Source organism: Aureimonas sp. Leaf454 (genome assembly GCF_001424685.1).
Taxonomy (GTDB): Bacteria; Pseudomonadota; Alphaproteobacteria; order Rhizobiales; family Rhizobiaceae; genus Plantimonas.
This window is the reverse complement of sequence record NZ_LMQT01000020.1, coordinates 276,547-299,389: the sequence shown is the minus strand read 5'-3', so window position 1 is coordinate 299,389 and position 22,843 is coordinate 276,547. Positions and strand designations below refer to the sequence as shown.

Genomic DNA, 22,843 nt, shown 5'->3' with positions numbered 1-22,843 from the left:
TCAAAGCGTCGAAGACGCTTCGAAAACCGCTAGCTATCCATTTTCAACGCCGCAATGAACGCCTCCTGCGGGATCTCGACCTTGCCGAACTGGCGCATGCGCTTCTTGCCCTCTTTCTGCTTGTCGAGGAGCTTGCGCTTGCGGGAGGCGTCGCCGCCGTAGCATTTGGCGGTGACGTCCTTGCGAAGGGCCGAGATGGTCTCGCGGGCGATCACCTTGCCGCCGATGGCCGCCTGGATCGGGATCTTGAAGAGGTGGTTGGGGATCAGTTCCTTCAGCTTCTCGCACATCTGCCGGCCGCGGCGCTCGGCCTGGAGCTTGTGGACCAGCATGGAGAGGGCGTCGACCGGCTCGGCGTTGACGAGGATCGAGAGCTTCACGAGGTCGCCCTCGCGGTAGTCGATGAGCGAATAGTCGAAGGAGGCGTAGCCCTTCGAGATCGACTTCAGGCGGTCGTAGAAGTCGAAGACGACCTCGTTCAGCGGCAGCTCGTAGGTGACCATGGCGCGCTTGCCGACATAGGAGAGGTCGGTCTGGAGGCCGCGCCGCTCCTGGCAGAGGGTCAGGATGTTGCCGAGATATTCGTCGGGCGTGAGGATGACGGCCTTGATCCAGGGCTCGTCGATCGCCTCGATCTTCATGACGTCCGGCAGGTCGGCGGGATTGTGGAGCTGGATCGTCTCGCCGTTGGTGAGGCGGATGTCGTAGACCACGGAGGGCGCGGTCGCGATGAGGTCGAGGTCGAACTCGCGCGACAGGCGCTCCTGCACGATCTCCAGATGGAGAAGGCCGAGGAAGCCGCAGCGGAAGCCGAAGCCCAAGGCAGCGCTGGATTCCATCTCGAAGGAGAAGCTGGCGTCGTTGAGGCGCAGCTTGCCCATGGCGGCGCGCAACTCGTCGAAATCGGCGGCGTCGACGGGGAAGAGGCCGCAGAAGACCACGGGCTGGGCCGGCTTGAAGCCGGGCAGCATGGTCTTGGTCTGGCGCTTGTCCTCGGTGATCGTGTCACCGACGCGGGTGTCGGCGACCTCCTTGATGGAGGCGGTGATGAAGCCGAGCTCGCCGGGGCCGAGAACGTCCATGGCCAGCATCTTCGGGGTGAAGACGCCGACCCGGTCGACCGGATATTTCGCGTCCGTGCCCATCATGCGGATGATCTGGCCCTTGCGGAGCTCGCCGTCGATGATGCGGACCAGCACGATGACGCCGAGATAGGCGTCGTACCAGCTGTCGACCAGCATAGCCTTCAAGGGCGCGGAGCGGTCGCCTTCCTTCGGCGGGGGCAGGCGGTGGACGATGGCTTCGAGCACGTCGGAAATGCCGATGCCGGCCTTGGCCGAGATCATCACGGCCTCGGACGCATCGAGGCCGATCACCTCCTCGATCTGCTCCTTCACCCGGTCCGGCTCGGCAGCGGGGAGGTCGATCTTGTTGAGGACGGGCACGATCTCGTGGCCGTTGTCGAGGGCGAGATAGACGTTGGCGAGCGTCTGCGCCTCGACGCCTTGCGCCGCGTCCACCACGAGGAGCGAGCCCTCGCAGGCCGCCAGCGAGCGCGAGACCTCGTAGGCGAAGTCGACATGGCCGGGCGTGTCGATGAGATTGAGGATGTAGGTCTCGCCGTTCTTGGCCTTGTAGTGCAGGCGAACGGTCTGCGCCTTGATCGTGATGCCGCGCTCGCGCTCGATATCCATGGAATCGAGGACCTGTTCGGTCATCTCGCGCGCCTCCAGTCCGCCCGTCTCCTGGATGAGCCGGTCGGCGAGCGTGGACTTCCCGTGATCGATATGGGCGACGATCGAGAAGTTGCGGATGTGGTCGAGGGGCGTGGTGGTGCTCATGGCCGGGATATAAAGAATTCGATGAAAACTGCCTACCGGTTTTGTTGCCGCGCGGAAGAGGGATGGTGGGGAGGGGAAATCGCGGCAGGAAAGGTCTGCAGGTGAACCTGAACGCAGAGCGTTCAGGCGGGAAGACTTGCGGGTGGGAGCACGAATGCCGGGGGCATTCGTGCGGTCGCCGAAAGCCTCAAGGCATTCGGCTTGGGCCTATCCGTCCGAACGCTTCGCGTTCAGGCGGATAGGCCGGCCTCGAAGGGAAGGGCGGTCTCCTCCGGCGAGCGCGCGGCCTTGGCGGCGTCGCGCACGAGGCGCTCGATGCGGGCCGCGGCCGCCTTCGGGCTTTCCGCGAAGAGGCGGCGGGCCGTGGACAGGGACGTCGCGCGGAGCGCGCCCTGGCGGCGATCCATGAGGCCGAGCACCACGGCGCGGTCGGCCTCGGTGCCGAAGGCCCCGGCGTCGCCGGCCATCTCGGCGCGCAGGATCGCATAATCGTGGTCGAGCCCGAGGGAATCGCCGATGCCGGCCGCGACCTCGCGCGCGACGCGGAACGCGTCGGGCCAGAGATCGGCGAGAAGGCCGAGATGGGCGGCGTGGTCCTTGGCGTGCTTGCGCAGGTCGTGGAAGGCTTCCGCCTCGCCGTTCAGCGCGGCCTCGCCGAGCGCCCGGCGGGCGGCGCGCTGGGTGTGGTGGACGCCCTCGGCGACGATCAGCGGCGCGCGCTTCAGCGGCTTGGAGAAGGACGCCTCGCCAAGGGCTGTCCGGCTGTCCTCGATCGTCGCCAGCGTCCGGGCGATGGTCTCGCCGAGATCGCCCTCGGCCTCGACGGCGGCCTCGCGGCGTCTTTCGAGCTCGGCACGGACGGGCGCGAAGGCATCGGTCGCGACGTCGTCCGCGAAATGCTGTTCCAGGGCTTCGAGCGATTCCAGGAGCGCGGTGCGGTCGCGCACGGCCGAGAGCGCGCGGGCGGCGTCGCGCAGGCGCGCGTTCTCGGCGCGCAAGAGGTTCGAGTCGCCCGAGCGCAGCAGCCGGAACAGCGCGCGCAGCTTCTTGAAGCGCTTGCGCACGTCGTGGATCGCCTCGTGGCGATCGCCGGAACCGGAAAGCTCGGCGAACGCCTTGTCCAGCTGCTCGGCGGCGATGCGTCGGAACTCGGCGTCGAGGGGGGTGCCGAACGTGATGCGGAAGGCCATGGGTCGGGTCTGTCCTTGAGCGGTGTCAGGGCCGGCCGGCGAGCGCCAGCCTTGCATTGGAATAGGCAGGGTCGCCGGTGATCTCGCGGCCGAGCCAGGCGGGCAGATCCAGCACGTCGGTCTCGGTCTCCAGCTCGATCTCGGCGACGACGAGGTGCGCCAGCGCACCTTCGTAGACATCGAGCTCGATCGTGTGACGGCCGAGCGGAATGTCGTGGCGCGTCTTGTCGATCGGTTGTCCGAGCGCGCCCACCGCCATCGCGTCGGCATCGGCGAGCGGAATCGCGTATTCGAATTCGCCCCGCGACAGCCCCGCGCCGAGCTTGATCGTCAGCGCCGCGGAGACGCCCTCGGTGACGCGGATGCGGATCGTGCGGGTCTCGTCGGCGGCGAGATAGATCTGGCGCAGGCGCCTCGCGGCTCCGCCGCCCGCCGAGAAGGCCGCGCGCCATGCGTCGGTCTCGACGAGGAAACGCCGCTCGATCTCGATGCCCATCCCGATGCTCCCCCCGTCGTCCGGCCGCCCGGATGCCGGACGGCTCCTGCCATCCGTGATGAGAATTGGCATGCCTGATTGTCACAAAACAGCAGCAATCCGCGCGCCGTGCGCTTTGCCTGGCCGAGCGGATCGCAGATTCGTAAGCATAAGGGACGGACGTGGCGAGCAAAGGCTTGCCGGGCCGGGCGCCGTGATGTTGGTATGGAAATGGGCGGTGAGTTCCGCGGGCACGCGGTTGGGAGGCCCGTGCGGGGCTGACGGCCGGGTCTTGCGCGGGGTGACCTGCAGGCGGCCCGGCCGGCACCTCTCGGCACCTTGCGCCTTGAAAGCTTTGCACCTTTGCACCTCCGGACGGCGCGGCGCGGCGCGGGGTCGCGGGCGATGCCGGGACCGGATCCGGCCCAGCCGGATCAGTCGTCGTCGTGGTCGGGGATCTTCAGGAGAAATCCGCAGGCCTTGCAGTGGACCGCATCGGGTTCATGACGCGACAGGGCGCAGCGCGGGCAGGAAAAGTCGACCTTGTAGGGCCGGAAGATCGACTGGGCGAGGCGCACGAAGAGCGAGATGCCGATCAGCATCGTCACGATCGAGGTGAGCTTTCCCGCCGGGCCTGGCAGGGTGATGTCGCCGAAGCCCGTGGTGGTGACGGTGGCCACCGTGAAATAGAGCGCGTCGACATAGCCGGTGAAGCCGGAGCCGGTGCGGAAGAAGAACGTGTAGATGAAACCGGTGGCGACGAAGAGGAAGGTCACGAGGTTGACGATCGAGCGCCCCGCCTCCTCCCAGCGCTGCAGGCCGTGGCGCTTCAGCGGCAGCCAGATGATGCCGGAGCGCGAGATCGACCAGAGGCGCAGGATCCGCAGGAAGCTGAAGTTGATCAGCCAATAGGGGAAGAGCAGCGTCACGAGGATGGCGAGGTCGACGAGCGTCGTCGGACGGCGAAGCCAGTGCCAGGCGTTCCGGCTGGCGAGGCACCGGGCGAGAATGTCGGCGGCCAGAATCAGCGCCAGGATCGAATCGACCCAGAGGAAGGACGCCGTGTCGCGCAGCGCGGGCGTCGCGACGAAGAAGGCGATCGTCAGGAGATCAATGACGATGATCGCAGTCTGGAAGCGCTGCGCCCGCCGGCTCTTGCCATGATAGACGCGGGCGCAGGCGGCGCGCACCCGGGCGAGCCGGCTGGCGTTCTCGGGCGGGGCGGGCTCGACCGTGTCGAGGATCATGCGGCGCTTCCCGGCCGGGGCGCGGCGGCGCGCGCGCGTTTCATGGCTTGGGCGGCCATGGCGTAGCCGCCGGCGGCGCCGTCGATGAAATGGACGTGGTCGCTGCGGCTCGGGGCCGGCACGAAGCAGGTGACGAGCGCGGCGTCCTGCCTGTGGAGGCCGTAGGCGAGGGGCGCGCGTCGGTTCGCGGCGACGAGCAGGGCCTCGATGCGGTCGGCCGTCGCCGGCATGCAGTCGAGCGTCATGCGCAGGGCGTCGTCGAACTTGCGGAAATCGGAATTGCCGACGAACTCGCGCAGATAGCGCTCGGGATCGAAGCCGCCGAGGCTCAGCTTCAGGCGAAAGGCGACATAGGCGAGGAGCGTGCGCAGGGCGACCGCGACGGCCGAGACGAGGCGCGAGCGCCCGGTGCGGGCGCCGGAGGTGCGCACCTCCGTCCGGTAGCCGTTGGTCAGCCAGGCGAGGTCCGGCGCGGCGGCGGCGTTCGTCACCGGCCGCCCCGCATCGACCTCCCCGTCGACGAGTTCGAGAATATCGGTCACCGTCTGCCGGAACAGCGCCTCGTCGCCGCCGTCGGGCGCCATGACGATCAGGGACAGGATCACGCCGTTCTTGGCCCGCTGCTCGGAGAAACGGCAGGTGAGGCCGGTGAGATCGGGGCCCGTGCCGTCGTCGAGGGGCGGGATGGCGACGTCGCCGGACTTCATCCGCGCTTCGGCATGCGCAAGGGCGCCGCCGGAGAACATGGCGTAGGACAGGTCCGGCGTCGGCGTGAAGCGGGCGAGGCGGAGATCGTGGCCGCCGCGGCGAAGCTCGTCCACCTCGACCATGGCGACGCGAAGGTCGAGATCGAAGTTCTCCGAAATCCAGGCGGCCGTGCGCGCCAGGGCCGTGCGCCCGGTCAAGGCATGCTCGGGGGCGAGGGCGAAGCTCGCGCCGTCCCCGCCGAAGACGAAGGGGATCTGGACGCCGGGCAGAGCGTTCGACACCGCCGCGATGACGGCGGCGGCGGCCGTGTTCACCTGCTTGTAGCGTCCGGCGGCGATCGCATCGGTGGAGCGCACGATGTCGGCGAGGCCGAGCACCCAGCCGGCCGGCACGGGCCGATAGGCCGCGGGGTCCGCGAGATCGGCGAAGCTGTCCACCGCGGGGAGGCCGGCATAGAAGCCGGCGCCTGTCGCATCGTCGTTCGTCATGGCCCGTCTCCTCGATCGGCTCCCGGAAGAAACGGCTGCGGACGCCGGACGGATGCCTCGTTCCCCACGCTCATCGCGTTCCGGTCTCCGGCGACGCGGCGGACGTTCCGACCGAAACGGGCGCGAGGACGGCCTCGAGCGCCGCGAGGTCGGATCGTGCGGCCTCGCGCGCCTTCGCCTCGACCGCGCGATAGAGCGCGATGACGGCTTCGCCGGTCGGGGTCAGAACCGCGCCGCCGCCGTTCCGCCCGCCGCCGCGCGTTTCCACCACGGGCTCGGCGAACATCCGGTTCAAGGCATCGACGAGCAACCAGGCCCGGCGATAGGACATGCCGAAGGTGCGGCCGGCGCCGGCGATCGAGCCCTCGCGGCCGAGCGCTTCGAGAAGCTGCACCTTGCCGGGGCCGAGCCTTCGGCCACCCTCCAGATCGAGGCGGATGGAGATGCGGGTCGGCGCGGGCGGGACACGGGGTTGGATGGCGTCGGTCACGCTGCATCCTTCGGAGGCCGAACCGGCGCGGTCAAGAGGTCCGGCGACGCATCGGACGGGTGGATGGACCGCCGAAAGGTTCGAGCGGCTGAACCGTCGGGACAGCCGGCAGCCGGTCGAAGACCGGTCTCCACGCTCATGCGCCGGCCGTCTCCGCCGCGGCGGAGGGGGCCGACCGGTCGAACGCCACGGCTTTGACGATGGCGTGAACGGGAAGGCCGGGACGAAGGCCGAGCGCCTCGGCGGAGCGGCGGGTGAGGCGGGCGAGGATCTCGGCGCCGCCGGCATCGAGGACGACGTCCGCCCCGGCCTCCGGCCGAAGCTGCACGCTCCGGACCGTGGCGGAGAGGATGTTGAGGGCGCTGAGCCCCTTCGGTGGCTCGAGCGCCAGAAGCACGTCGCGGGCGAGGATGCGGATGCGCACGGGCGTGCCGTGCGCCGCCTCGATGCGGGGCACGAGGATCGGTCCGGCCGCCGAGGCGAGTTCGGTCAGCGCGTCGGCCGCGTGCTGCGCGACGACGAGGGAGTCGAGGAAGCGGCCGTCTTCGAGGCCGGGTCCGGCGGGCAGAAGGTCGAGCCGGCGCAGGACCTCGGCGGGCGGACCGAAGGCCACGATGCGCCCGGCGTCGAGGGCGACGAGATCGGTGCCGAGGCGCAGGACCTCCGGCACGGAATGGCTGACATAGAGGATCGGAACGCGGCCGTCGTCGCGCAGGCGCTCGATGAAGGGCAGGATGTCCTGCTTGCGCGCCTCGTCCAGCGCCGCGAGCGGCTCGTCCATCAGGAGAAGCCGGGGGCTCGCCAGGAGCGCCCGGCCGATCGCGACCCGCTGGCGTTCGCCGCCGGACAGGCGCTGGGGCGCGCGGTCGAGAAGGGATTGAAGGCCGAGAAGCTCGACGACGTCCCCGAAGGAGGCGTTTCGCTCGCCTCGGGCCGCGAACCAGCGCCCATAGATGAGGTTGCGGCGCACGGACATGTGCGGAAACAGGCGCGCATCCTGGAAGACGTAGCCGATCCGCCGCTTGTGGCGCGGCAGGGCGAAGCTCCGCGCGGTGTCGAGGAGAACGGTTCCCTCGATCTCGATCCGGCCGCGATCGGGACGGGCGAGGCCGGCGACGAGATCGACCAGCGAGGTCTTGCCGGAGCCCGAAGGCCCGAAGAGGACGGTGAGGCGGCCGGCGCTTTCGAAGCGAGCGGACAGATGGAAACCGCCGAGACGGTGATCGACGTCGACGAAGATGCTCATGCCGCCCGTCCCGTCATGCCAACCGCCCGTTCATGCCGCATGAACCCGACGCCCGACGCGCGCGGCCAGGACCTCCGAGACGAGGAGGGCGGCCATGGAGATGGCGACCGAGACGAGGGTCAGGCGCAGCGCGCCGGTCTCGCCGCCGGGAACCTGCGTGAACGTGTAGATGGCGGCGGGCAGCGTCTGCGTCTCGCCGGGAATGTTCGAGACGAAGGTGATCGTCGCCCCGAACTCGCCCATGGCCTTCGCGAAGCCGAGGATCAGACCGGCGACGATGCCGGGAAGGGCGAGCGGCAGGGTGACCGTCAGGAAGACGAAGGCGGCATTGGCGCCGAGCGTGCTCGCGGCATCCTCGAGCCGGCGGTCGATGCTCTCGATGGAGAGGCGCATCGCGCGCACCATCAGGGGAAATCCCATGACGGCGGAGGCGAGCGCGGCCCCGGTCCAGCGAAAGGAGAAGACGAGGCCGAGATAGGCTTCCAGGACGCCCCCGACCGGTCCCCGCCGGCCGAAGGCGAGAAGAAGGAGATAGCCGGTGACGACGGGCGGCAGGACGAGCGGGAGATGGACGATGCCGTTGAGCAGCGCCTTGCCGGGAAAGCGCCTGCGGGCGAGCAGCCAGGCGATGAAGAGGGCGAAGGGCAGGCTCGCCAGGGTCGCCACCGTCGCCACCCGCAGCGACAGGCGGACGGCGGTCCATTCCTCGGGGGACAGAGCGAGCGTCTCCAGGATGGGTCCTTCCGGCGGGGCTGACGAACGATCCCGTCGGATATCGCGAAACGACGGGCAGCGGAAGGGGCGCGCGAGGCATCGGGACCGCTCGTTTCCCTTAGCTCGCTTTCTTGAAGGAAAGAGCCCGCGGCGTCAGTGATCGTGCCCCTCGTGTCCTTCCTCGTCCGGCGGCTCCAGTCCGAAATGGCGGTTGAGGTCGGCGACCTGATCCGGCGAGAGATAGCGCGGATTGAGACCCCGCAGCAGCAGATAGAGCTTGGCGGTCTCCTCCAGCTCCTCGGTCGCGAAGACGGCGGCTTCGAGGCTGGCGCCGGCGACGACGGGGCCGTGATTGGCCAGCAGCACGGAAGAATAGCGTCCGGCAAGGCTTCGGATCGCGTCGGCGACCGCGGGATCGCCCGGCCGGTGGTAGGGGACGAGCGCGGTCGCGCCGGCCCGCATCAGATAATAGGGCGTCATCGGCGGCAGCACGGCGCGGGGGTCGATCTCCGGCAGCATGCTCAGCGCCACCGAATGGGTGGAATGGAGATGGACGATCGCGCGCGCCTTGGAGCGCGTCTCGTAGAGCGCGGCGTGGAGCGGGATTTCCTTGGTGGGGGGATCGCCCGAGAGGAGACGGCCGGCGGGGTCGAGCCGCGAGATGCGGGCGGGATCGAGGAAGCCGAGCGAGGCGTTGGTCGGCGTGACCAGCCAGCCGCCGTCCTCCAGCTGCACCGAGATGTTGCCGGAGGAACCCGGCGTCAGACCCCGCTCGAACAACGAGCGCCCGAAGCGGCAGATCTCCTCGCGCAGACCGCTTTCCGACATGATGGCACCCTTTCATCCTCGGTGGCTTCGAGCCGTTCGTCTCACGCCGCGAACGATCGATCCCTTGGTTCTACCCCCCGGGCCGACGCGAAATCGAGCCCGCGACGACCGTCGACGCGTCGCAGCCTCTGCTCTTGTTCAAGTCCGCGTCCTTGCCGTGCGACGGCGCTTTTCCACGCGGACCTGCGACCGCGGCTGCTTCCTCGTTTGGCGCAAGATGCTGCAACTGCAAGAAAATCCTGCCGCGCTGCACGATTGACACGACGCTTCAGGGGCATAGGCTTCGATACGACGGAGGACGCGCAATGGCTGCATCGCCGCATCTCGCACCGCGCCTCCGCTGATTGTTCCAGGGGCGTCCTGCGCCCGCGAGCAACGGGAGGAAGAGATGGACCTTCTCGCCATCATCACGGACATGCCGGTTTCGTTCTACGTAAGCGTCTCCGCCGCCGTCGTCATGTGCATCTTCGGATCGTAGACGCTCCGATCGATCCCGTCCGACGCCTGGAGGATACGGGTCAGGCGATCTCGATCTTGACGATCTCGGCCTCGTTCGCGCCGGCGGTGACGGTGTCGCCGACCGTCTTGCCGAGGAGGCCGCGGGCCAGCGGAGCGAGATAGGAGACGAGGCCCTGGGTCGGATCGGCCTCGTCGATGCCGACGATGGCGAAGACCTGCCGGCGCCCGTCGTCGCGCTCGATCGTCACGCGGCTGCCGAAGTGCACGCTGGCCGCGTCGGACGGCGTCTCGACGAGCTCGGCGCTGGCGCGGCGGGCGTGGACATAGCGCAGATCCCGGTTCAACGTCGCGAGGGCGATCTTGTCGCCGGCCGCGCGGGCCGTTTCCACCGCGTCGCCCAGTCGCTGCAACTCGGCGTCGAGCTGGACGAGGCCGCGCGGGGTCACGAGATTGACGTCCGTGCCGAGGTCGCGGTCCGGCAGGGTCTCGACCTGATCCTCGTTCGGTTCCTTGACGAAGGCAACGCTCATGGGTTCCATCCCGTGGTCTCTGGGCGCCGAGGATCATCGCCTCGCGCTCTCGTTGTCGATGGGCGACGATCCCGGCACCGGCCGGGGCGCGGCGGGGATCGTCGTCCTCGTCACCGGGACATGGTGATCCCGCCCGCGAAATCAAACGTCGGCACATGGAGACGCGGCGTCGCGCCGGTCCGTCGTCGTTCCCGGAAGCCGAGGAGCCGCGTGCGGCGGCGCGTGGCCGGCTGCACGATGGGCGCGAGCGGCGCCCCTGCCGTCGTCCCGCGTTCCCCTATGTCTGCCGTTCAGTCGCCCGCAGCGTGCGGGCCGGGGGTCTCCATCATGGCATCGCATTCGGGTTCGACCGGCGTCATCTACGCCGCGCTCGCCGGCAATCTCCTCATCGCCGTCACCAAGTTCGCCGCCGCCGCCTATAGCGGCAGTTCGGCGATGCTCTCGGAGGGCGTCCATTCGCTGGTCGACACCTTCAACGAGATCCTCCTTCTCTACGGGTTGAAGCGCGCCGCGCGGCCCGCCGACGTGACGCATCCCCTGGGCCACGGGCGGGAGATCTATTTCTGGACCTTCATCGTCGCGCTTCTCGTCTTCTCGCTCGGCGCCGGCGTCTCCTTCTACGAGGGCGTCGTCCACATTCTCGATCCCGAGCCGGTCACGAATTCAGGGATCACCTATGCCGTGCTCGGCCTGTCCTTCGCCTTCGAAGGCTTTTCCTGGTTCGTCGCGCTCAAGGAATTCCGCCGGCAGAAGGGGCGGATGGGCTATTTCGAGGCGGTGCGGCGTTCGAAGGACCCGACGACCTTCACCGTCCTCTTCGAAGACAGCGCGGCGCTGATCGGCCTCGCCATCGCCTTCGTCGGCATCTTCTCGGCCGAGATGCTGGGCATTCCGGAACTCGACGGCGCCGCCTCGATCGGCATCGCGCTGGTTCTGGCGGCCACGGCCGTGTTTCTGGCGCGCGAGAGCAAGGGGCTTCTCCTCGGCGAGCCCGCGAGCGTCGCGGTCCAGCGGCGGATTCTGGAGATCGCGCAGCGCGACCCTGCGGTCCAGAGCGCGAACGGCGTCGTGACCGTGCATCTGGGTCCCGACCAGATCGTCGCCTCGATCAGTGCGGAGTTCGAGGATGAAGCGACGGCGCCGGAGATCGAAGCCGCCGTCGACCGGATCGAGGCGGCGCTGAAGACCGACGTGCCGGAAGTGACGACACTCTTCGTGAAGCCGCAGACGGCGGGCCGTTTCGCGGAGCGGGCCCGGGCGGTCGCCGGGGCCGCGGCTGCCGAGATGCACCGGCCGGCGACGGCCTCGACGAGCGGACCGGCGACCTGAACGCCGTTCGGTTGGCGGACAGGCGCATGAAAAAGCCCCGCCCGGCAGGCCGGACGGGGCTTTAATCCGACGATGACGTCGGTCAGCGAACGTCGATCACGGCTCCGCTGCGGCGATCGACATCGACGCGGATGTCGTCGCCACGGCGATCAAGGCCTTCGATGCGATAGGATGAGCGGGTGCGACGCACGTCCTCGACCTCGCGCAGCCCCTCGCCGCGCGCGATCCGGACGGCCTCGCGCTCGCTGACCTCGCCGCGGCCACGGTCGTCGCGGCGCTCCGGACGGTCGGGACGGCCGGGCCGCTCCTCGAGCACCCGCACGCCGTCCGGCCCGATCGACAGGGTCTGCGCCATCGAGGGGGTTGCGAAAGCCGCCGCCGAAAGGGCGAGCAGGCCGATCATCTTCGACATGGTCTTCATGGAAGTTCTCCTACGTCCGGAGCGGACCCCGCCCCGACGACTTGTTGACGACGAGAACCGGCGGTGGCGGATTTGGTTCCATAACGGCCGACTTGGGAGGCTGGCTGAACCCGGGACGCGCCCGATGTCCGGTCCGCGCCCCGCCGAAGGTTGCCGCAACGGGAAAGTTCTGTTTGACTCCGGGGACGCTGAGGAGCTTTCGACCGAACACCATGTCCAAACCGACGCCGTCCGCGACCAAGATGGAGGTCTCCATGACCGACCAGACATCCGACCAGAGCTTTCTCGAAGACCTGGAGCGCGTGGCCAAGGGCTTGTCCGTGGTGACCGACCAGGCATCGGTGGACGATCTGCGCCGGCTGTTCGACCAGTTGCAGGGCGAGGGGGGCGCGGGCGACGTGCTGCGGTCGGACGACGAGCCGTCCCGCGACGCCGATGCCAAGTGAGGCGAACGGCCGGGTGGGGCGATCGGCCACGCCGCGAACCGGGCCGCCCCGGCTTTCCCTCGCAAGCGCCGCCTTTCCGCTTGGCTGATCAGACCGTCCTCCGCTAGGAAGGCGCGGGAAAACCGGCGCGGCCGGCAAGAACCGGACGGGCGGGATCCTCCTGACGAGGTCGCGATCGTCCGGCGGGGAATGGCGCCATGGCGATCACGGATATCGCGACGCGGGTTTGGAACCACACGTTCAAGCTCGACCCGATCGTGCGGTCCCTGCTCGATACGGACTTCTACAAGCTCCTGATGCTGCAGATGATCTGGCGGCTCCACCGCGACACGGCGGTGACCTTCTCCATGATCAACCGCACGAAGGCGGTCAAGGTCGCCGAGGAGATCGAGGAGGCGGAGCTGCGCGCGCAGCTCGACCATGCGCGATCCGTCCGCTTCTCCAAGCGCGAGATGATCTGGCTCGCCGGTAACTCCTTCTACGGCTCCCGCCAGATCTTCGGACCGGACTTCCTCGCCTGGCTCGCCGATTTCCAGCTGCCCGACTATGAGCTGAAGCGGGTGGACGGACAGTTCGAACTGACCTTCCACGGCCGGTGGACCGACACGACGCTGTGGGAGATCCCGGCGCTCGCGATCATCAACGAACTGCGCTCGCGCGCGGCGCTGAAGAGCTTCGGCCGTTTCGAGCTCGATGTTCTCTATGCCCGCGCGAAGTCGCGCATGTGGGAGAAGGTTGAGCGCCTGCAGACGCTGCCCGATCTGCGCATCTCCGATTTCGGCACGCGGCGCCGGCATTCCTTTCTCTGGCACCGCTGGTGCGTCGAAGCACTGAAGGAGGGGCTCGGCGACCGCTTTCTGGGCTCCTCCAACGTTCTCCTGGCCATGGACACCGATGTCGAGGCGATCGGAACGAACGCGCACGAGCTGCCGATGGTGGCGGCCGCGCTGGCGCGGGACGACGAGGCGCTGCGCCGAGCGCCCTACGCGGTTCTCGAGGAATGGCAGCGCCATTACGGCGGCAACCTTCTGGTCGTCCTGCCCGACGCCTTCGGAACGGACGCGTTCCTGCGCGATGCGCCGGACTGGGTGGCGCACTGGACGGGCTTTCGCCCCGATTCCGCGCCGCCGATCGAGGGCGGCGAGGCGATCCTGTCCTGGTGGCGCTCGCGCGGCGTCGATCCCCGCGAGAAGCTGCTCGTCTTCTCCGACGGGATGGATGTCGACGGCATCGTCGCGGCCTATCGCCACTTCGAGGGGCGCGTGCGCATGAGCTTCGGCTGGGGGACCAATCTCACCAACGACTTCCGCGGCCTGTCGCCGGATGGCGGGCGGGCGCTCGAGCCGATCTCGCTGGTCTGCAAGGTGTCCGAGGCGAACGGCCGGCCGGCGGTGAAGCTGTCCGACAACCCCGCCAAGGCGACGGGCGAGCCGGCCGAGATCGAGCGCTACCGCCGCGTCTTCGGCCATTCGCAGAATTTTCTCCGCGACGTCCGGGTTTGAGAACGCATTTTCTCGCGCTCGCCGCCTTTTCCGCCGAAACCCTCGCGTGATACGTCCCGACCGTCCGTGCCTGGCAGACGATGCCGAGCCCGCCCGTTCGCGCGGGACCCCTGAACTCCCTTTCGGAAGGTCCGCCTTCGATGACCGCTGAAGCCCAGACCGTTTCGCCCGCCGCGCCGGCCTTCCCCATCCCGGCCGGCGTCTATGCGCAGGCGGTGACCGCCGTCCAGCACTACACCGACCGGCTCTTCCGCTTCCGCATGACGCGGCCGGACGGGTTCCGCTTCCGCTCTGGCGAGTTCGTGATGATCGGCCTGCCGAACGCGGAGAAGCCGGTGTTCCGCGCCTATTCGATCGCGAGCCCGGCCTGGGACGAGGAGCTGGAATTCTTCTCGATCAAGGTCGAGAACGGCCCCCTGACCGAGCATCTCCAGAAGATCGTCGTCGGCGACACCGTGCTCATGCGCAAGAAGTCGACCGGCACGCTCGTCCACGACGCGCTGATTCCGGGCAAGCGCCTCTACCTCTTCTCCACCGGCACCGGCATCGCGCCCTTCGCGAGCGTCATCCGCGATCCCGAGACCTACGAGAAGTTCGAGACCGTCATCCTGACGCACACGACGCGCACGATCGACGAGCTGCAATACGGGAAGGATCTCGTCGCGGAGATCAAGGCGGACGAGCTGATGAGCGAGTTCGTCGGCGACAAGCTGCTGCTGCATTCCTCCGCGACGCGAGAAGGCGAGCAGAGGGGCGAGCGCATCACGACCTTGATCGAGACGGGCAAGCTCTTTTCCGATCTCGGCCTGCCCGCGATCGATCCCGCGACCGACCGCGCGATGATCTGCGGCTCGATGGACATGCTGAAGGACACCAAGGCGCTGTGCGAGAAGCTCGGCCTCGTGGAAGGCTCGAACGCCATGCCGGGCACCTTCGTCGTGGAGCGTGCCTTCGTCGACTGAGGGCATGTCGACTGAGGGCATGTCGACGGAGGGCGCCTTGATCAAGGACGCGTCGATCGAGGGCGCGTCGACGGAGGGTGCGTTGATTGGCGGCGCGCCGGCTCGCCGAACTCAGCTCCCGCCGAAGGCCTTGAAGGCGACGGTGGTGAAGGTGTCGGACACGCCTTCGAGAACCTGCAGGCGCTCGGTCACGAAATGGCCGAGGTCGCGGCCGTCCTCGAGATAGAATTTGGCGATGAGATCGTACTGGCCGGAGGTCGAGTAAACCTCCGAGATCTCCTCGACGTCGCCGACGAGCGCGTCGGCCACGGCATAGGCCCGGCCCGGCCGGCACTTGAACTGAACGAAGATCGTCTGCATCGGAAAGCTCCGCTTGGGGCCTCCGAAGTGACGCGCGGCGGGGCCGGGGTCAAGCGGGAGACGATGCACGTTTCGTTCTCGCGAGGCGGCCGTGCGCGGACGAAGGGCGCGGTCAGTGCAGGAAGCGGCTCGTCGGCGTGATGAGATGAAGGGGCTCGGATCGCGCGAAGAAGGCGAGAACGGCCAAGGCGGCCCGGCTCGGCTTCGGAAGAAGCGGCAGGACGAGACCCTCGACCGCCGAGCGTTCCTCGTCGTCCGTCGTCGGGTCGGCCAAGTCTCGGCGCAATGCCGGGAAGCTCGTCATGGGCGCTTCGTTCTCCGGAAGGCCGCGCGGACCGCAGCCGAAGCCTCTTCGATGGATCGTTCGAGCCGCGACGAGAGACGACCCTTGATGTCGGGTCCGGGCGCCTCGTCGACACCGGCACCATAGCGCAATCAGCGCCCGAATCGGACTCCGAATGGCCTGCATTCGAGTCAAACTGTCAAAATAGTGAATCGCCGTCGGTGCGGCGCAAGACGAGCGCCGTGAGCAGGCTTCGTTTCAGGTCGCGGCGATCGCGTTGATCAGTGGAACGCAGGCGGGTTGCTCCCGATCTACTCGTCGAACCGGTCCGTTCTTGCGGACCGGGCGGCCGAAGATCGAGCGGCCGGTTCGAGACGACTCCGATCCCTCTGACGCCTTCGCCCGGCGCGGCATCGCGAGGCGCGAACGGCCTTGCGAAATTGCGCGAAAGACGCCACCGCTCGAAGGCGGGGATCGCGTCGCGAATCCCGCCGGGCCATCGACGGGGGAGGACGGCGCGATGACGATCGTGAACGAGGTCGTCCGGCTGGAAATCGAGGACAGGATCGCGGTCCTGTCGCTCGACCATCCGCCGGTGAACGCCCTCTCGCGCATCCTGCGGGAGGGGATCGCGACAGGACTCGGGCGCGCGCTCGCCGATCCCGGGGTGGAGGCCGTGGTGATCCTGTGCGAGGGCGCCACCTTCATCGCGGGGGCGGACATCCGCGAATTCGGGCGGCCGATCGCCGAGCCGACGCTGGCGGCCCTCATCGCGACGATCGAAGGCGCCGGCAAGCCCGTGGTCGCCGCGCTCCACGGCACGGTGCTCGGCGGCGGGCTGGAGCTCGCGCTCGCCTGCCATGCGCGCATCGCCCGGCCGTCCACCAAGCTCGGCTTTCCCGAGATCAAGCTCGGTCTCATTCCGGGCGCCGGCGGCACGCAGCGCCTTCCGCGCCTCGTCGGCCTGTCCCACGCCCTCGATCTCATCCTCACGGGCGAGCCGATCGGCGCGGCACGGGCGCGGACGCTCGGTCTCATCGACGAGATCGCCTATGGCGACCTCCGCTCCGCGGCGACCGCCTTCGCGCGGGCTCATCTGGAGCAGCGAACGCCGCTCCGGCGCATCGCGGCGGATGCGGGCCGGCTCGCCGGGACGATCGATCCCGCAGACATGTTCGATGCCGCGAAGATGCGGCACGCGCGGATCATCGCCCGCAACGACGCCGCACGGGGCGCGCTGAACGCGCTCCATGCGGCGACGCGGCTGCCCTTCGAGGAGGGCCTCGCCCGCGAGCGGGAGATCTTCGCCGAGCTCATGAACGGGCCGCAGTCGAAGGCGCAGCGCTATCTCTTCGCCGCCACGCGCGCCGCCGCCAAGCTCGGCGACCTTCCCGCGGGCACGCGGCCGAAGCCGATCGCCCGCGTCGGCATCGTCGGGGCGGGAACGATGGGCCGCGGCATCGCCATGGCCTTCCTCGCCGGTGGCCTCGACGTCACCATCGTCGAGACGGCCCGCGAATCGCTCGGGCGCGGGGTCGCGGCCATCCGCTCCGCCTTCGAGGCCTCGGCCGCCAAGGGACGGCTGCGGCCCGAGGCGGTCGCCGGGCGCATGGCCCGGCTGACGCCCTCCACCGCCCTGTCCGATCTCGCCGGTTGCGACCTCGTCGTGGAAGCGGTGTTCGAGACGCTGGCGGTGAAGCGCGAGATCTTCGGCAAGCTCGACGCGATCGTCCGCCCGGACGCGATCCTCGCCACGAATACGTCCCATCTCGATGTCAACCAGGTCGCCGGCGGCAGCAAGCGGCCGGAGCGGGTGATCGGCCTCCATTTCTTCACGCCGGCCCATGTGATGAAGCTCGTCGAGGTGGTGCGCGGGGCGAAGACCACCCCCGAGGTCGCCGCCACCGCCATGGCCTTCGTCAAGTCGCTCGGCAAGGTCGGCGTGGCGGTCGGCGTCGGCGACGGGTTCATCGGCAACCGCATGGTGCGCGTGCGGCGCCAGGAAGCGGACCGGCTCGTGCTGGAAGGAGCGATGCCGTGGGACGTCGACCGCGTCTTCACCGGTTTCGGGCTGCCGATGGGGCCGTTCCGCATGGCCGATCTCGCCGGGCTCGATCTCGGCTGGAGCCGGGAAGCCTCGAGCGGGCGCTCGCTCCGGGCGCGGCTCTGCGAGATCGGCCGGCGCGGGGAGAAGTCCAAGGCGGGATTCTACGACTACGATGCCGAACGGACCGCGACGATCTCGCCGGTCACGGAGGGGCTCGTGCGGGAGCTGTCCGAAGCCGCCGGCCTCCAGCGCCGGGCGATCACCGATCGGGAAATTCTCGAGCGCTGCCTTTATCCGATGATCAACGAGGGGGCGAAGATCCTGGAGGAGCGGATCGCGGCGCGCGCCTCCGACATCGACGTCGTCTGGGTGAACGGCTACGGCTGGCCGCCCGTCATGGGCGGGCCGATGTTCTGGGCCGACGCGAACGGGCTCGGCGAGGTGCTGGAGGTCCTGCGCCGCCACGAGCCGGCGCTCGGCAGCGCCTTCCGTCCATCCGGCCTCCTGGAGCGGCTCGTCCGGGAGGAGGGGAGCTTCACGGGGCTCTTCTGACGGCCCGAGGCCGGGAGCCGGAGATCGGCGCGCGCTGATTTTTCGGTGATCCCGGCGATTGCGGCTTTCGCTCGCCGGTCGATCGTCTAGTCTCTCGGCCGGGCACCGAGACGGAAATGACATGGGAGGATCGTCGTGAACCGACGTCTGTTCAGCGCCTTCGCGGCGCTTCTTCTGGTGCCGGCACTTCTGCCCGCCGGGGCATCCGCACACGGGCCGACCCGCCAGAAGGTCACCGAGAGCGTCGAGATCGCCGCGCCTCCGGCCAAGGTCTGGGCGAAGATCAAGGAATTCGGCGACATGTCCTGGCATCCGGACGTCGCATCGACCAATGCCGCGCCCGGCAATGTCGTGAAGACCACGCGCCTCGTCGTCCTCAAGAACGGCGGCGAGCTGACGCAGGAGCTCTACAAGTACGACGACGCCAAGATGACCGTCTCGACCCTGCTCCCGCAGGTCGACGTCAAGGTCCTGCCGGTGAACAACTATTCCGACACGATCACCGTGAAGCCCGGCAAGACGCCGGAAAGCTCCCTGGTGGAATGGCGCAGCGCCTTCTATCGCGGCTATCCGAACAACGATCCGCCGCCGGAGCTGAACGAGGAGGCCGCGATCAAGGCGGTCACCGCCTTCACGCTGTCCGGCCTCGGCGGGCTGAAGACGGCGGTGGAATCGGGCAGCTGATGACGCGCTTGCGCCGAGCCGCGTGGGCGCTCGCCGCGGGGCTCCCGCTGCTCTGCGCGCCCGGCGGCGCGGCGGCGGCGCGCGACGTCGCCTTCGTCACGAACCAGTCGAGCGACGATCTCTCGGTCGTCGATCTCGAAACGATGACGGTCGAGGCGACGATCCCGATCGGGGGCAAGCCTGCGGGCGTCGCCGTTTCCGCCGATGGCGCCCGCGTCTATGTCACGAGCCCCGAAGCCAAGTCCCTCGCGGTGATCGACACGCAGACGCGCACGGTCCTGAAGCGCATGACTCTGTCGGGCGGGCCACTCGGGATCGCGGTCCATCCGTCCGGCGCGCCCGTCTATGTCGCGGACTGGTTCGAGCACCAGCTGTTCGTGATCGATCCGGTGGCGGGCGTGATCATCGCCCGCGTCGGCGTCGGGCAATCGCCCTCCGGGGTCGCCGTTTCTCCGGATGGCTCGACCGTCGTGACGGCGGATCGCGACTCCGACCAGATCTCGGTGATCGACGTGGCGACGCTGGCCGTCTCGCGAACGATCAAGGTGGGAACACGGCCCTTCGGCGTCAGCTTCTCGCCCGACGGAACGCGCGTCTACACGGCCAATGTCGGCTCGGACGATGTCAGCGTCGTCGATTGGAAGGCGGGCACGGTGATCGGCTCGGCGCCGGTCGGCCAGCGGCCCTATGCGAGCGCCGAAACCGGAGGGCGGGTCTTCGTCACCGATCAATATGGCGGCACGGTCAGCGTCTTCGATGCGAAGAGCCGGTCCGCGATCGAAACGATTCCGGTCGGGGAATATCCCGAAGGGATCGAGGCGGGGACGGGCGGAGACTTCGTCTATGTCGCCAGCTGGTTCGACAACATCCTGACCAAGATCGATGCCAGAACGCTGAAAGCCGTCGCGACGGTGGAGGTCGGCGACGGGCCGCGCGCCTTCGGCCGGTTCATCGCGTCGCGGCCCTGACGAGCGGCTCGCGACCTGACTTCTGCCACGGGCATCCGGCCGGGCCATCGAAAGCCCAGCGAAGCGGATCGACAGAATCGAGCGTCTCGCGCGGCCGAACGGCGGCACGACGCTCCAGACCTTTCGGAGGACGCTGCCATGACGAGATATGCCGTGCTTTTGATTGCGCTTTCACTGGGGTCGGCGGCGGGCGGGGCCGCGCCGGCGCTCGCCCAGATCGCCGCCGGGACGGCGGCCGCGCCGAACGACTATCCGACCACGGCCACGGCCGATTACGTGTTCGGCTGCATGCAGGCCAACGGCAACACCCCGCAATCGCTGGAGCGCTGCTCCTGCTCCTTCGACGTCGTCGCCTCGGTCGTGCCCTACGAGCGCTATGTCGAGGCGTCGACCTTCCTGTCGATGGGACAGGTCACGGGCGAGAAGGGCGTTCTCTTCAAGACGGGCGTCGAGTCGAAGAACGCCATCGGCGATCTCCGCCGCGCACAGGCGGAGGCGGAAATCCGCTGCTTCGAGTGAGGCCCGGCGTATCGGCAAGCCCGCGGTTCCGATCCCACGGGCCTCGATGCGCGTGACCGACGGTCGAGCGACCCCGCGGCGCGGCGAGGCCGGCGCCTCGCTTCAGGAATCGCTGCCGGCGAAGGTCTTCTCGAAGACCTTGCCCTCGGTGTCGACCGCCTTGGCCGTGAAGGGCTCGTCGCCCTTCGGATCGTAATCGAAGCGGAAGTTCGGGTCCTCCGAAATGGAGATCCCGCCGCTCATGGCGAAGACCAGATCCGCGCCGCGCGTCACGGTGAGATCCGAGACGAAGTGCGCGGGGATGTAGAGAAGCGTCACCTGGTCCTTCTGCAGGCCGGAATTGTTGGGATGGCGGATCATCAGCTGCGCCGTGTCCCGCGCGCCGTTCGCTCCGGCCTCCGCCGCGAAGCGCTTCAGCCGCATCTCGCCCATGGACTTCGCCGCCGCGGCGGCATCCTTGGCGGCCGGCGCAGCGCAGCCGCCCGCCGCCTTCACGAAGCGCTTGACCATGTAGAGCGTGCCGTCCTCGGCCTCCGCGACGGCGTGGATGTCGGTATAGGCGTTGACGCGGACGCGGGTCTCGATCTCCGTCAGGCCCGAAGCCGCCCCGATGGTGAAGGTGGCGGCGACCGGCGATGGGTTCTCGTCGATGACGAGCGTGACCTTGCGGATCTTCTTCTCCGGGGCGAATGTCAGCTTGACCGGCACGACCGCGGGATCGGCGGCCCGCATCGGCGCTTCCAGCGAGACAACGCCGGTGCCGTCCTGCATCGGCCGGTCGTCGAAGACGTCGCTGACGAGGCCCGGCCAGGCCGAATCGGCCGCGGCCGCTGCTTCCTCCGGCGTCGGCGACGCGGCAGAGGCCGGCGCGACGAAGAGCGAGACGGTCAGGAGCGAGGCGCCGAAGAGAGCAGCCCAACGCGCCGGGCCGGCTTCCTCCACGCGATGAGAACGGGAATTGCGCGCGATCGCTGCCATGTTCGTCTCCCGGTTGGGTCTGAAGCGCCCATTTGGCCAGAGTGTGAGCCGTGCGTCGTCAAATCTCAAGGCGAGGCCCGATCAACTTCGGCGGCGGGCGTCCGGCCGCTTCGGCAGGGTTTCGCCCTGGACGGGTCACTCCCATTCGAGCTCGGCGAAAGCGGCCGTGGCGTTCCGCTCGGCATAGGCGTCGGCGAGCTTCCAGCTCCGCGCCTCGTCCTGCGCGGCCGTGCCGACCGTCTCGGCCAGGGTCCGTCCTTCGGCGAGCGCCTGTCGGATGTCGCGCGCGAGGGCTTCGAGATAGGCCGTCTGCCGGTCGATCGCCGTCGGCCAGGGCGCCGTGGCGGGGCCGTGGCCGGGCACGACCGCGCGGGCCGGCACCGCTTTCAGCGCCGGCACCTGCGCGAGCCAGCCTTTCAAGCTGCCGTCGATCACCGGGAGATGATCGAGAAAGACCAGATCGCCAGCGAAGAGAAGGCCGGATGTCTCGTCGAAAGCGGTGAGGTCGTTGTCGGTGTGGGCGGTGTCCCAGGCCTTCAGGCGCAATGTCCGGCCGCCGAGATCGAGCACGCGCTCGTCGGCGACCCCCGTGTCGGGAAGGGTGACGACGAGGCCCGCCATCGCGGCCGCGCCGATCTCGGCCGTCATCGACATCGCGTAGCTCTCGGCGCGCGCGCCGAGCGCCGCGGCCAGTCGATGATGGCCGACGATCTCCGCGCCGATCGCCTTGAAGGCCTGATTGCCGAAAATGTGGTCGGGATGCATGTGGGTCGCGACGAGATGGCGGATCGGGCGATCCGTGACGCGGCGAATCGCCGCGATCATCGCGGCGCCTTCGGCGGGGTTGCCGCCCGAATCGATCGCGGCGACCGCTTCGCGCCCGACGACGAAGCCGAGATTGGCGACGCCGCCCCGGTTGTGCGGCGTCATCTCCTCCACGGGACCAACGCGCACATGAACGCCCTCGGCGACCTCGACGAACGTCGTTTCGGTCGGCGTCGCCGCCGCCGCACCGGCCGACTGCGCAAGCGCCGAGCCGGGGAGGGCCGACATCGGGAGGGGGAGCGTTGCGAGAACGCCCAGGATATCGCGGCGCCGAATCATGAAGCGGACTCCAGGGTTCTGTTTCAGCCGAGCGAAGCGTTCAGGCCGACTGATACTTTATGATGAGATGCGATCGTCTCGCGCCGAGATAACGAGGATGTCAGCGCCTCGTGCGCCGAAGAAGCGGTTCCGTCATCGGGTCGCGCCGGCGCGACGAACGTGACGACAAGTCGTTTCGTTGCTGACGCCGGGCGATGTTCGGCGCCACACCTCCTCCGGTACAAGAAGATCCACGTCGCCGGGACATCCCTCGCGGCGTCTTGGCTCATCCAATTCATTTCATGCGACATAGTATACAGCGCTTCCACGTCGATGCGACGAGTTCCGTCTTGATGCCTGCCGTTCAAGCCCGACCGCATTGGAAGATGATCTTAAGATATCATAAAGGGAAACCTGTAGAAATGACCTTCTTGCTGCATTGCACGCGCGTTTTGCTGCGGTGCATATATTATTTCCGTCCCGGACAGCTTGC

The 22,843-nt window shown here is 68.6% G+C and carries 24 protein-coding genes; 9 read left to right on the top strand and 15 right to left on the bottom strand.

Translation table 11 applies throughout. From position 1 onward, the window contains the following. Window positions 1–29: 29 nt before the first annotated feature. From lepA to greA, 10 genes are all read right to left on the bottom strand, one after another. A complete protein-coding gene (lepA, locus tag ASG43_RS14905) occupies window positions 30–1,841 on the bottom strand; it encodes a translation elongation factor 4 (RefSeq protein WP_056506503.1) in 1,812 nt (603 codons plus the stop codon). 230 nt (window positions 1,842–2,071) lie between these two features. After that, window positions 2,072–3,031, bottom strand: a complete 960-nt coding sequence (locus tag ASG43_RS14900; RefSeq protein ID WP_056506500.1) for a CHAD domain-containing protein — start codon at window positions 3,029–3,031, stop codon at window positions 2,072–2,074. 25 nt (window positions 3,032–3,056) lie between these two features. Continuing rightward, entirely contained in the window at window positions 3,057–3,527 is a 471-nt protein-coding gene (locus ASG43_RS14895; RefSeq protein WP_056506497.1) for a CYTH domain-containing protein, read from the bottom strand. A 413-nt stretch (window positions 3,528–3,940) separates the two neighbouring features. Next, window positions 3,941–4,753 carry a potassium channel family protein gene (locus ASG43_RS14890; protein WP_056506494.1) on the bottom strand — a complete coding sequence of 271 codons (813 nt, stop codon included), beginning with the start codon at window positions 4,751–4,753 and terminating at the stop codon, window positions 3,941–3,943. Further along, window positions 4,750–5,949, bottom strand: coding sequence for a DUF3095 family protein (locus ASG43_RS14885; protein ID WP_056506490.1), 1,200 nt, complete (start codon window positions 5,947–5,949; stop codon window positions 4,750–4,752). The genes ASG43_RS14890 and ASG43_RS14885 overlap by 4 nt, the downstream gene beginning before the upstream one ends. Before the next feature lie 70 nt (window positions 5,950–6,019). Further along, window positions 6,020–6,439, bottom strand: a complete 420-nt coding sequence (locus ASG43_RS14880) for a LysR family transcriptional regulator (RefSeq protein ID WP_244488106.1) — start codon at window positions 6,437–6,439, stop codon at window positions 6,020–6,022. A 136-nt stretch (window positions 6,440–6,575) separates the two neighbouring features. Further along, window positions 6,576–7,685, bottom strand: a complete 1,110-nt coding sequence (modC, locus tag ASG43_RS14875; RefSeq protein ID WP_056506488.1) for a molybdenum ABC transporter ATP-binding protein — start codon at window positions 7,683–7,685, stop codon at window positions 6,576–6,578. 30 nt (window positions 7,686–7,715) lie between these two features. After that, window positions 7,716–8,417, bottom strand: a complete 702-nt coding sequence (gene modB / locus ASG43_RS14870) for a molybdate ABC transporter permease subunit (protein WP_156386719.1) — start codon at window positions 8,415–8,417, stop codon at window positions 7,716–7,718. A 135-nt stretch (window positions 8,418–8,552) separates the two neighbouring features. Beyond that, a complete protein-coding gene (locus ASG43_RS14865; RefSeq protein WP_056506482.1) occupies window positions 8,553–9,227 on the bottom strand; it encodes an aldolase in 675 nt (224 codons plus the stop codon). A 518-nt stretch (window positions 9,228–9,745) separates the two neighbouring features. Then, window positions 9,746–10,216, bottom strand: coding sequence for a transcription elongation factor GreA (gene greA / locus ASG43_RS14860; RefSeq protein ID WP_056506478.1), 471 nt, complete (start codon window positions 10,214–10,216; stop codon window positions 9,746–9,748). Between greA and ASG43_RS23755 the strand changes: the two genes are divergently transcribed. Continuing rightward, window positions 10,215–10,343: a hypothetical protein gene (locus ASG43_RS23755; protein ID WP_280137219.1), complete on the top strand. Its 129-nt coding sequence runs from the start codon at window positions 10,215–10,217 to the stop codon at window positions 10,341–10,343. The two genes, greA and ASG43_RS23755, sit on opposite strands and share 2 nt — an antisense overlap. A gap of 200 nt (window positions 10,344–10,543) precedes the next feature. Then, a complete protein-coding gene (locus tag ASG43_RS14855) occupies window positions 10,544–11,545 on the top strand; it encodes a cation diffusion facilitator family transporter (RefSeq protein WP_056506477.1) in 1,002 nt (333 codons plus the stop codon). A gap of 82 nt (window positions 11,546–11,627) precedes the next feature. Here ASG43_RS14855 and ASG43_RS14850 read toward each other — a convergent pair whose 3' ends face one another. Next, the gene (locus tag ASG43_RS14850; protein ID WP_056506474.1) at window positions 11,628–11,966 is read right to left on the bottom strand and encodes a PepSY domain-containing protein; all 339 of its coding nucleotides are present in this window, start codon (window positions 11,964–11,966) and stop codon (window positions 11,628–11,630) included. Between the two features lie 254 nt (window positions 11,967–12,220). On the opposite strand from ASG43_RS14850, the gene ASG43_RS14845 reads away from it, so the two are divergent. The 3 genes from ASG43_RS14845 to ASG43_RS14835 all read left to right on the top strand — a co-directional run bounded on the left by ASG43_RS14845 (window position 12,221) and on the right by ASG43_RS14835 (window position 14,876). Then, window positions 12,221–12,412 (top strand): hypothetical protein, encoded by a 192-nt coding sequence (locus ASG43_RS14845; protein ID WP_156386718.1) that lies wholly within the window; start codon window positions 12,221–12,223, stop codon window positions 12,410–12,412. A gap of 197 nt (window positions 12,413–12,609) precedes the next feature. Continuing rightward, window positions 12,610–13,914, top strand: a complete 1,305-nt coding sequence (gene pncB / locus ASG43_RS14840; protein ID WP_056506468.1) for a nicotinate phosphoribosyltransferase — start codon at window positions 12,610–12,612, stop codon at window positions 13,912–13,914. A 140-nt stretch (window positions 13,915–14,054) separates the two neighbouring features. After that, window positions 14,055–14,876: a ferredoxin--NADP reductase gene (locus ASG43_RS14835; protein WP_056506466.1), complete on the top strand. Its 822-nt coding sequence runs from the start codon at window positions 14,055–14,057 to the stop codon at window positions 14,874–14,876. A 111-nt stretch (window positions 14,877–14,987) separates the two neighbouring features. Here ASG43_RS14835 and ASG43_RS14830 read toward each other — a convergent pair whose 3' ends face one another. Both ASG43_RS14830 and ASG43_RS14825 read right to left on the bottom strand, forming a co-directional pair. Then, window positions 14,988–15,236, bottom strand: coding sequence for an Lrp/AsnC ligand binding domain-containing protein (locus ASG43_RS14830; RefSeq protein WP_056506462.1), 249 nt, complete (start codon window positions 15,234–15,236; stop codon window positions 14,988–14,990). 112 nt (window positions 15,237–15,348) lie between these two features. Beyond that, the gene (locus ASG43_RS14825) at window positions 15,349–15,540 is read right to left on the bottom strand and encodes a hypothetical protein (protein WP_056506459.1); all 192 of its coding nucleotides are present in this window, start codon (window positions 15,538–15,540) and stop codon (window positions 15,349–15,351) included. A 499-nt stretch (window positions 15,541–16,039) separates the two neighbouring features. On the opposite strand from ASG43_RS14825, the gene ASG43_RS14820 reads away from it, so the two are divergent. The 4 genes from ASG43_RS14820 (at window position 16,040) to ASG43_RS14805 (ending at window position 20,289) form a co-directional block, all read left to right on the top strand. Continuing rightward, window positions 16,040–18,118, top strand: coding sequence for a 3-hydroxyacyl-CoA dehydrogenase NAD-binding domain-containing protein (locus tag ASG43_RS14820; RefSeq protein ID WP_056506800.1), 2,079 nt, complete (start codon window positions 16,040–16,042; stop codon window positions 18,116–18,118). Between the two features lie 135 nt (window positions 18,119–18,253). Further along, window positions 18,254–18,802 (top strand): SRPBCC family protein, encoded by a 549-nt coding sequence (locus ASG43_RS14815; protein ID WP_156386717.1) that lies wholly within the window; start codon window positions 18,254–18,256, stop codon window positions 18,800–18,802. Next, a complete protein-coding gene (locus ASG43_RS14810) occupies window positions 18,802–19,770 on the top strand; it encodes a beta-propeller fold lactonase family protein (RefSeq protein WP_082490932.1) in 969 nt (322 codons plus the stop codon). Before ASG43_RS14815 ends, ASG43_RS14810 begins: the two co-directional genes overlap by 1 nt. Window positions 19,771–19,908: 138 nt before the next feature. After that, window positions 19,909–20,289 (top strand): hypothetical protein, encoded by a 381-nt coding sequence (locus tag ASG43_RS14805; RefSeq protein WP_056506455.1) that lies wholly within the window; start codon window positions 19,909–19,911, stop codon window positions 20,287–20,289. A 102-nt stretch (window positions 20,290–20,391) separates the two neighbouring features. Here ASG43_RS14805 and ASG43_RS14800 read toward each other — a convergent pair whose 3' ends face one another. Both ASG43_RS14800 and ASG43_RS14795 read right to left on the bottom strand, forming a co-directional pair. Next, entirely contained in the window at window positions 20,392–21,267 is an 876-nt protein-coding gene (locus tag ASG43_RS14800; protein WP_082490931.1) for a quinoprotein dehydrogenase-associated SoxYZ-like carrier, read from the bottom strand. 135 nt (window positions 21,268–21,402) lie between these two features. After that, a complete protein-coding gene (locus ASG43_RS14795; protein WP_056506452.1) occupies window positions 21,403–22,371 on the bottom strand; it encodes a quinoprotein relay system zinc metallohydrolase 2 in 969 nt (322 codons plus the stop codon). Between the last annotated feature and the right edge of the window lie 472 nt (window positions 22,372–22,843).

Coding starts and splice junctions, on each gene's coding strand:
- lepA (WP_056506503.1), bottom strand. CDS start 1,841: ATGAGCACCACCACGCCCCTCGACCACATCCGCAACTTCTCGATCGTC.
- ASG43_RS14900 (WP_056506500.1), bottom strand. CDS start 3,031: ATGGCCTTCCGCATCACGTTCGGCACCCCCCTCGACGCCGAGTTCCGA.
- ASG43_RS14895 (WP_056506497.1), bottom strand. CDS start 3,527: ATGGGCATCGAGATCGAGCGGCGTTTCCTCGTCGAGACCGACGCATGG.
- ASG43_RS14890 (WP_056506494.1), bottom strand. CDS start 4,753: ATGATCCTCGACACGGTCGAGCCCGCCCCGCCCGAGAACGCCAGCCGG.
- ASG43_RS14885 (WP_056506490.1), bottom strand. CDS start 5,949: ATGACGAACGACGATGCGACAGGCGCCGGCTTCTATGCCGGCCTCCCC.
- modC (WP_056506488.1), bottom strand. CDS start 7,685: ATGAGCATCTTCGTCGACGTCGATCACCGTCTCGGCGGTTTCCATCTG.
- ASG43_RS14865 (WP_056506482.1), bottom strand. CDS start 9,227: ATGTCGGAAAGCGGTCTGCGCGAGGAGATCTGCCGCTTCGGGCGCTCG.
- ASG43_RS23755 (WP_280137219.1), top strand. CDS start 10,215: ATGGGTTCCATCCCGTGGTCTCTGGGCGCCGAGGATCATCGCCTCGCG.
- greA (WP_056506478.1), bottom strand. CDS start 10,216: ATGAGCGTTGCCTTCGTCAAGGAACCGAACGAGGATCAGGTCGAGACC.
- ASG43_RS14855 (WP_056506477.1), top strand. CDS start 10,544: ATGGCATCGCATTCGGGTTCGACCGGCGTCATCTACGCCGCGCTCGCC.
- ASG43_RS14850 (WP_056506474.1), bottom strand. CDS start 11,966: ATGAAGACCATGTCGAAGATGATCGGCCTGCTCGCCCTTTCGGCGGCG.
- ASG43_RS14845 (WP_156386718.1), top strand. CDS start 12,221: ATGACCGACCAGACATCCGACCAGAGCTTTCTCGAAGACCTGGAGCGC.
- pncB (WP_056506468.1), top strand. CDS start 12,610: ATGGCGATCACGGATATCGCGACGCGGGTTTGGAACCACACGTTCAAG.
- ASG43_RS14835 (WP_056506466.1), top strand. CDS start 14,055: ATGACCGCTGAAGCCCAGACCGTTTCGCCCGCCGCGCCGGCCTTCCCC.
- ASG43_RS14830 (WP_056506462.1), bottom strand. CDS start 15,236: ATGCAGACGATCTTCGTTCAGTTCAAGTGCCGGCCGGGCCGGGCCTAT.
- ASG43_RS14825 (WP_056506459.1), bottom strand. CDS start 15,540: ATGACGAGCTTCCCGGCATTGCGCCGAGACTTGGCCGACCCGACGACG.
- ASG43_RS14820 (WP_056506800.1), top strand. CDS start 16,040: ATGACGATCGTGAACGAGGTCGTCCGGCTGGAAATCGAGGACAGGATC.
- ASG43_RS14810 (WP_082490932.1), top strand. CDS start 18,802: ATGACGCGCTTGCGCCGAGCCGCGTGGGCGCTCGCCGCGGGGCTCCCG.
- ASG43_RS14805 (WP_056506455.1), top strand. CDS start 19,909: ATGACGAGATATGCCGTGCTTTTGATTGCGCTTTCACTGGGGTCGGCG.
- ASG43_RS14800 (WP_082490931.1), bottom strand. CDS start 21,267: ATGGCAGCGATCGCGCGCAATTCCCGTTCTCATCGCGTGGAGGAAGCC.
- ASG43_RS14795 (WP_056506452.1), bottom strand. CDS start 22,371: ATGATTCGGCGCCGCGATATCCTGGGCGTTCTCGCAACGCTCCCCCTC.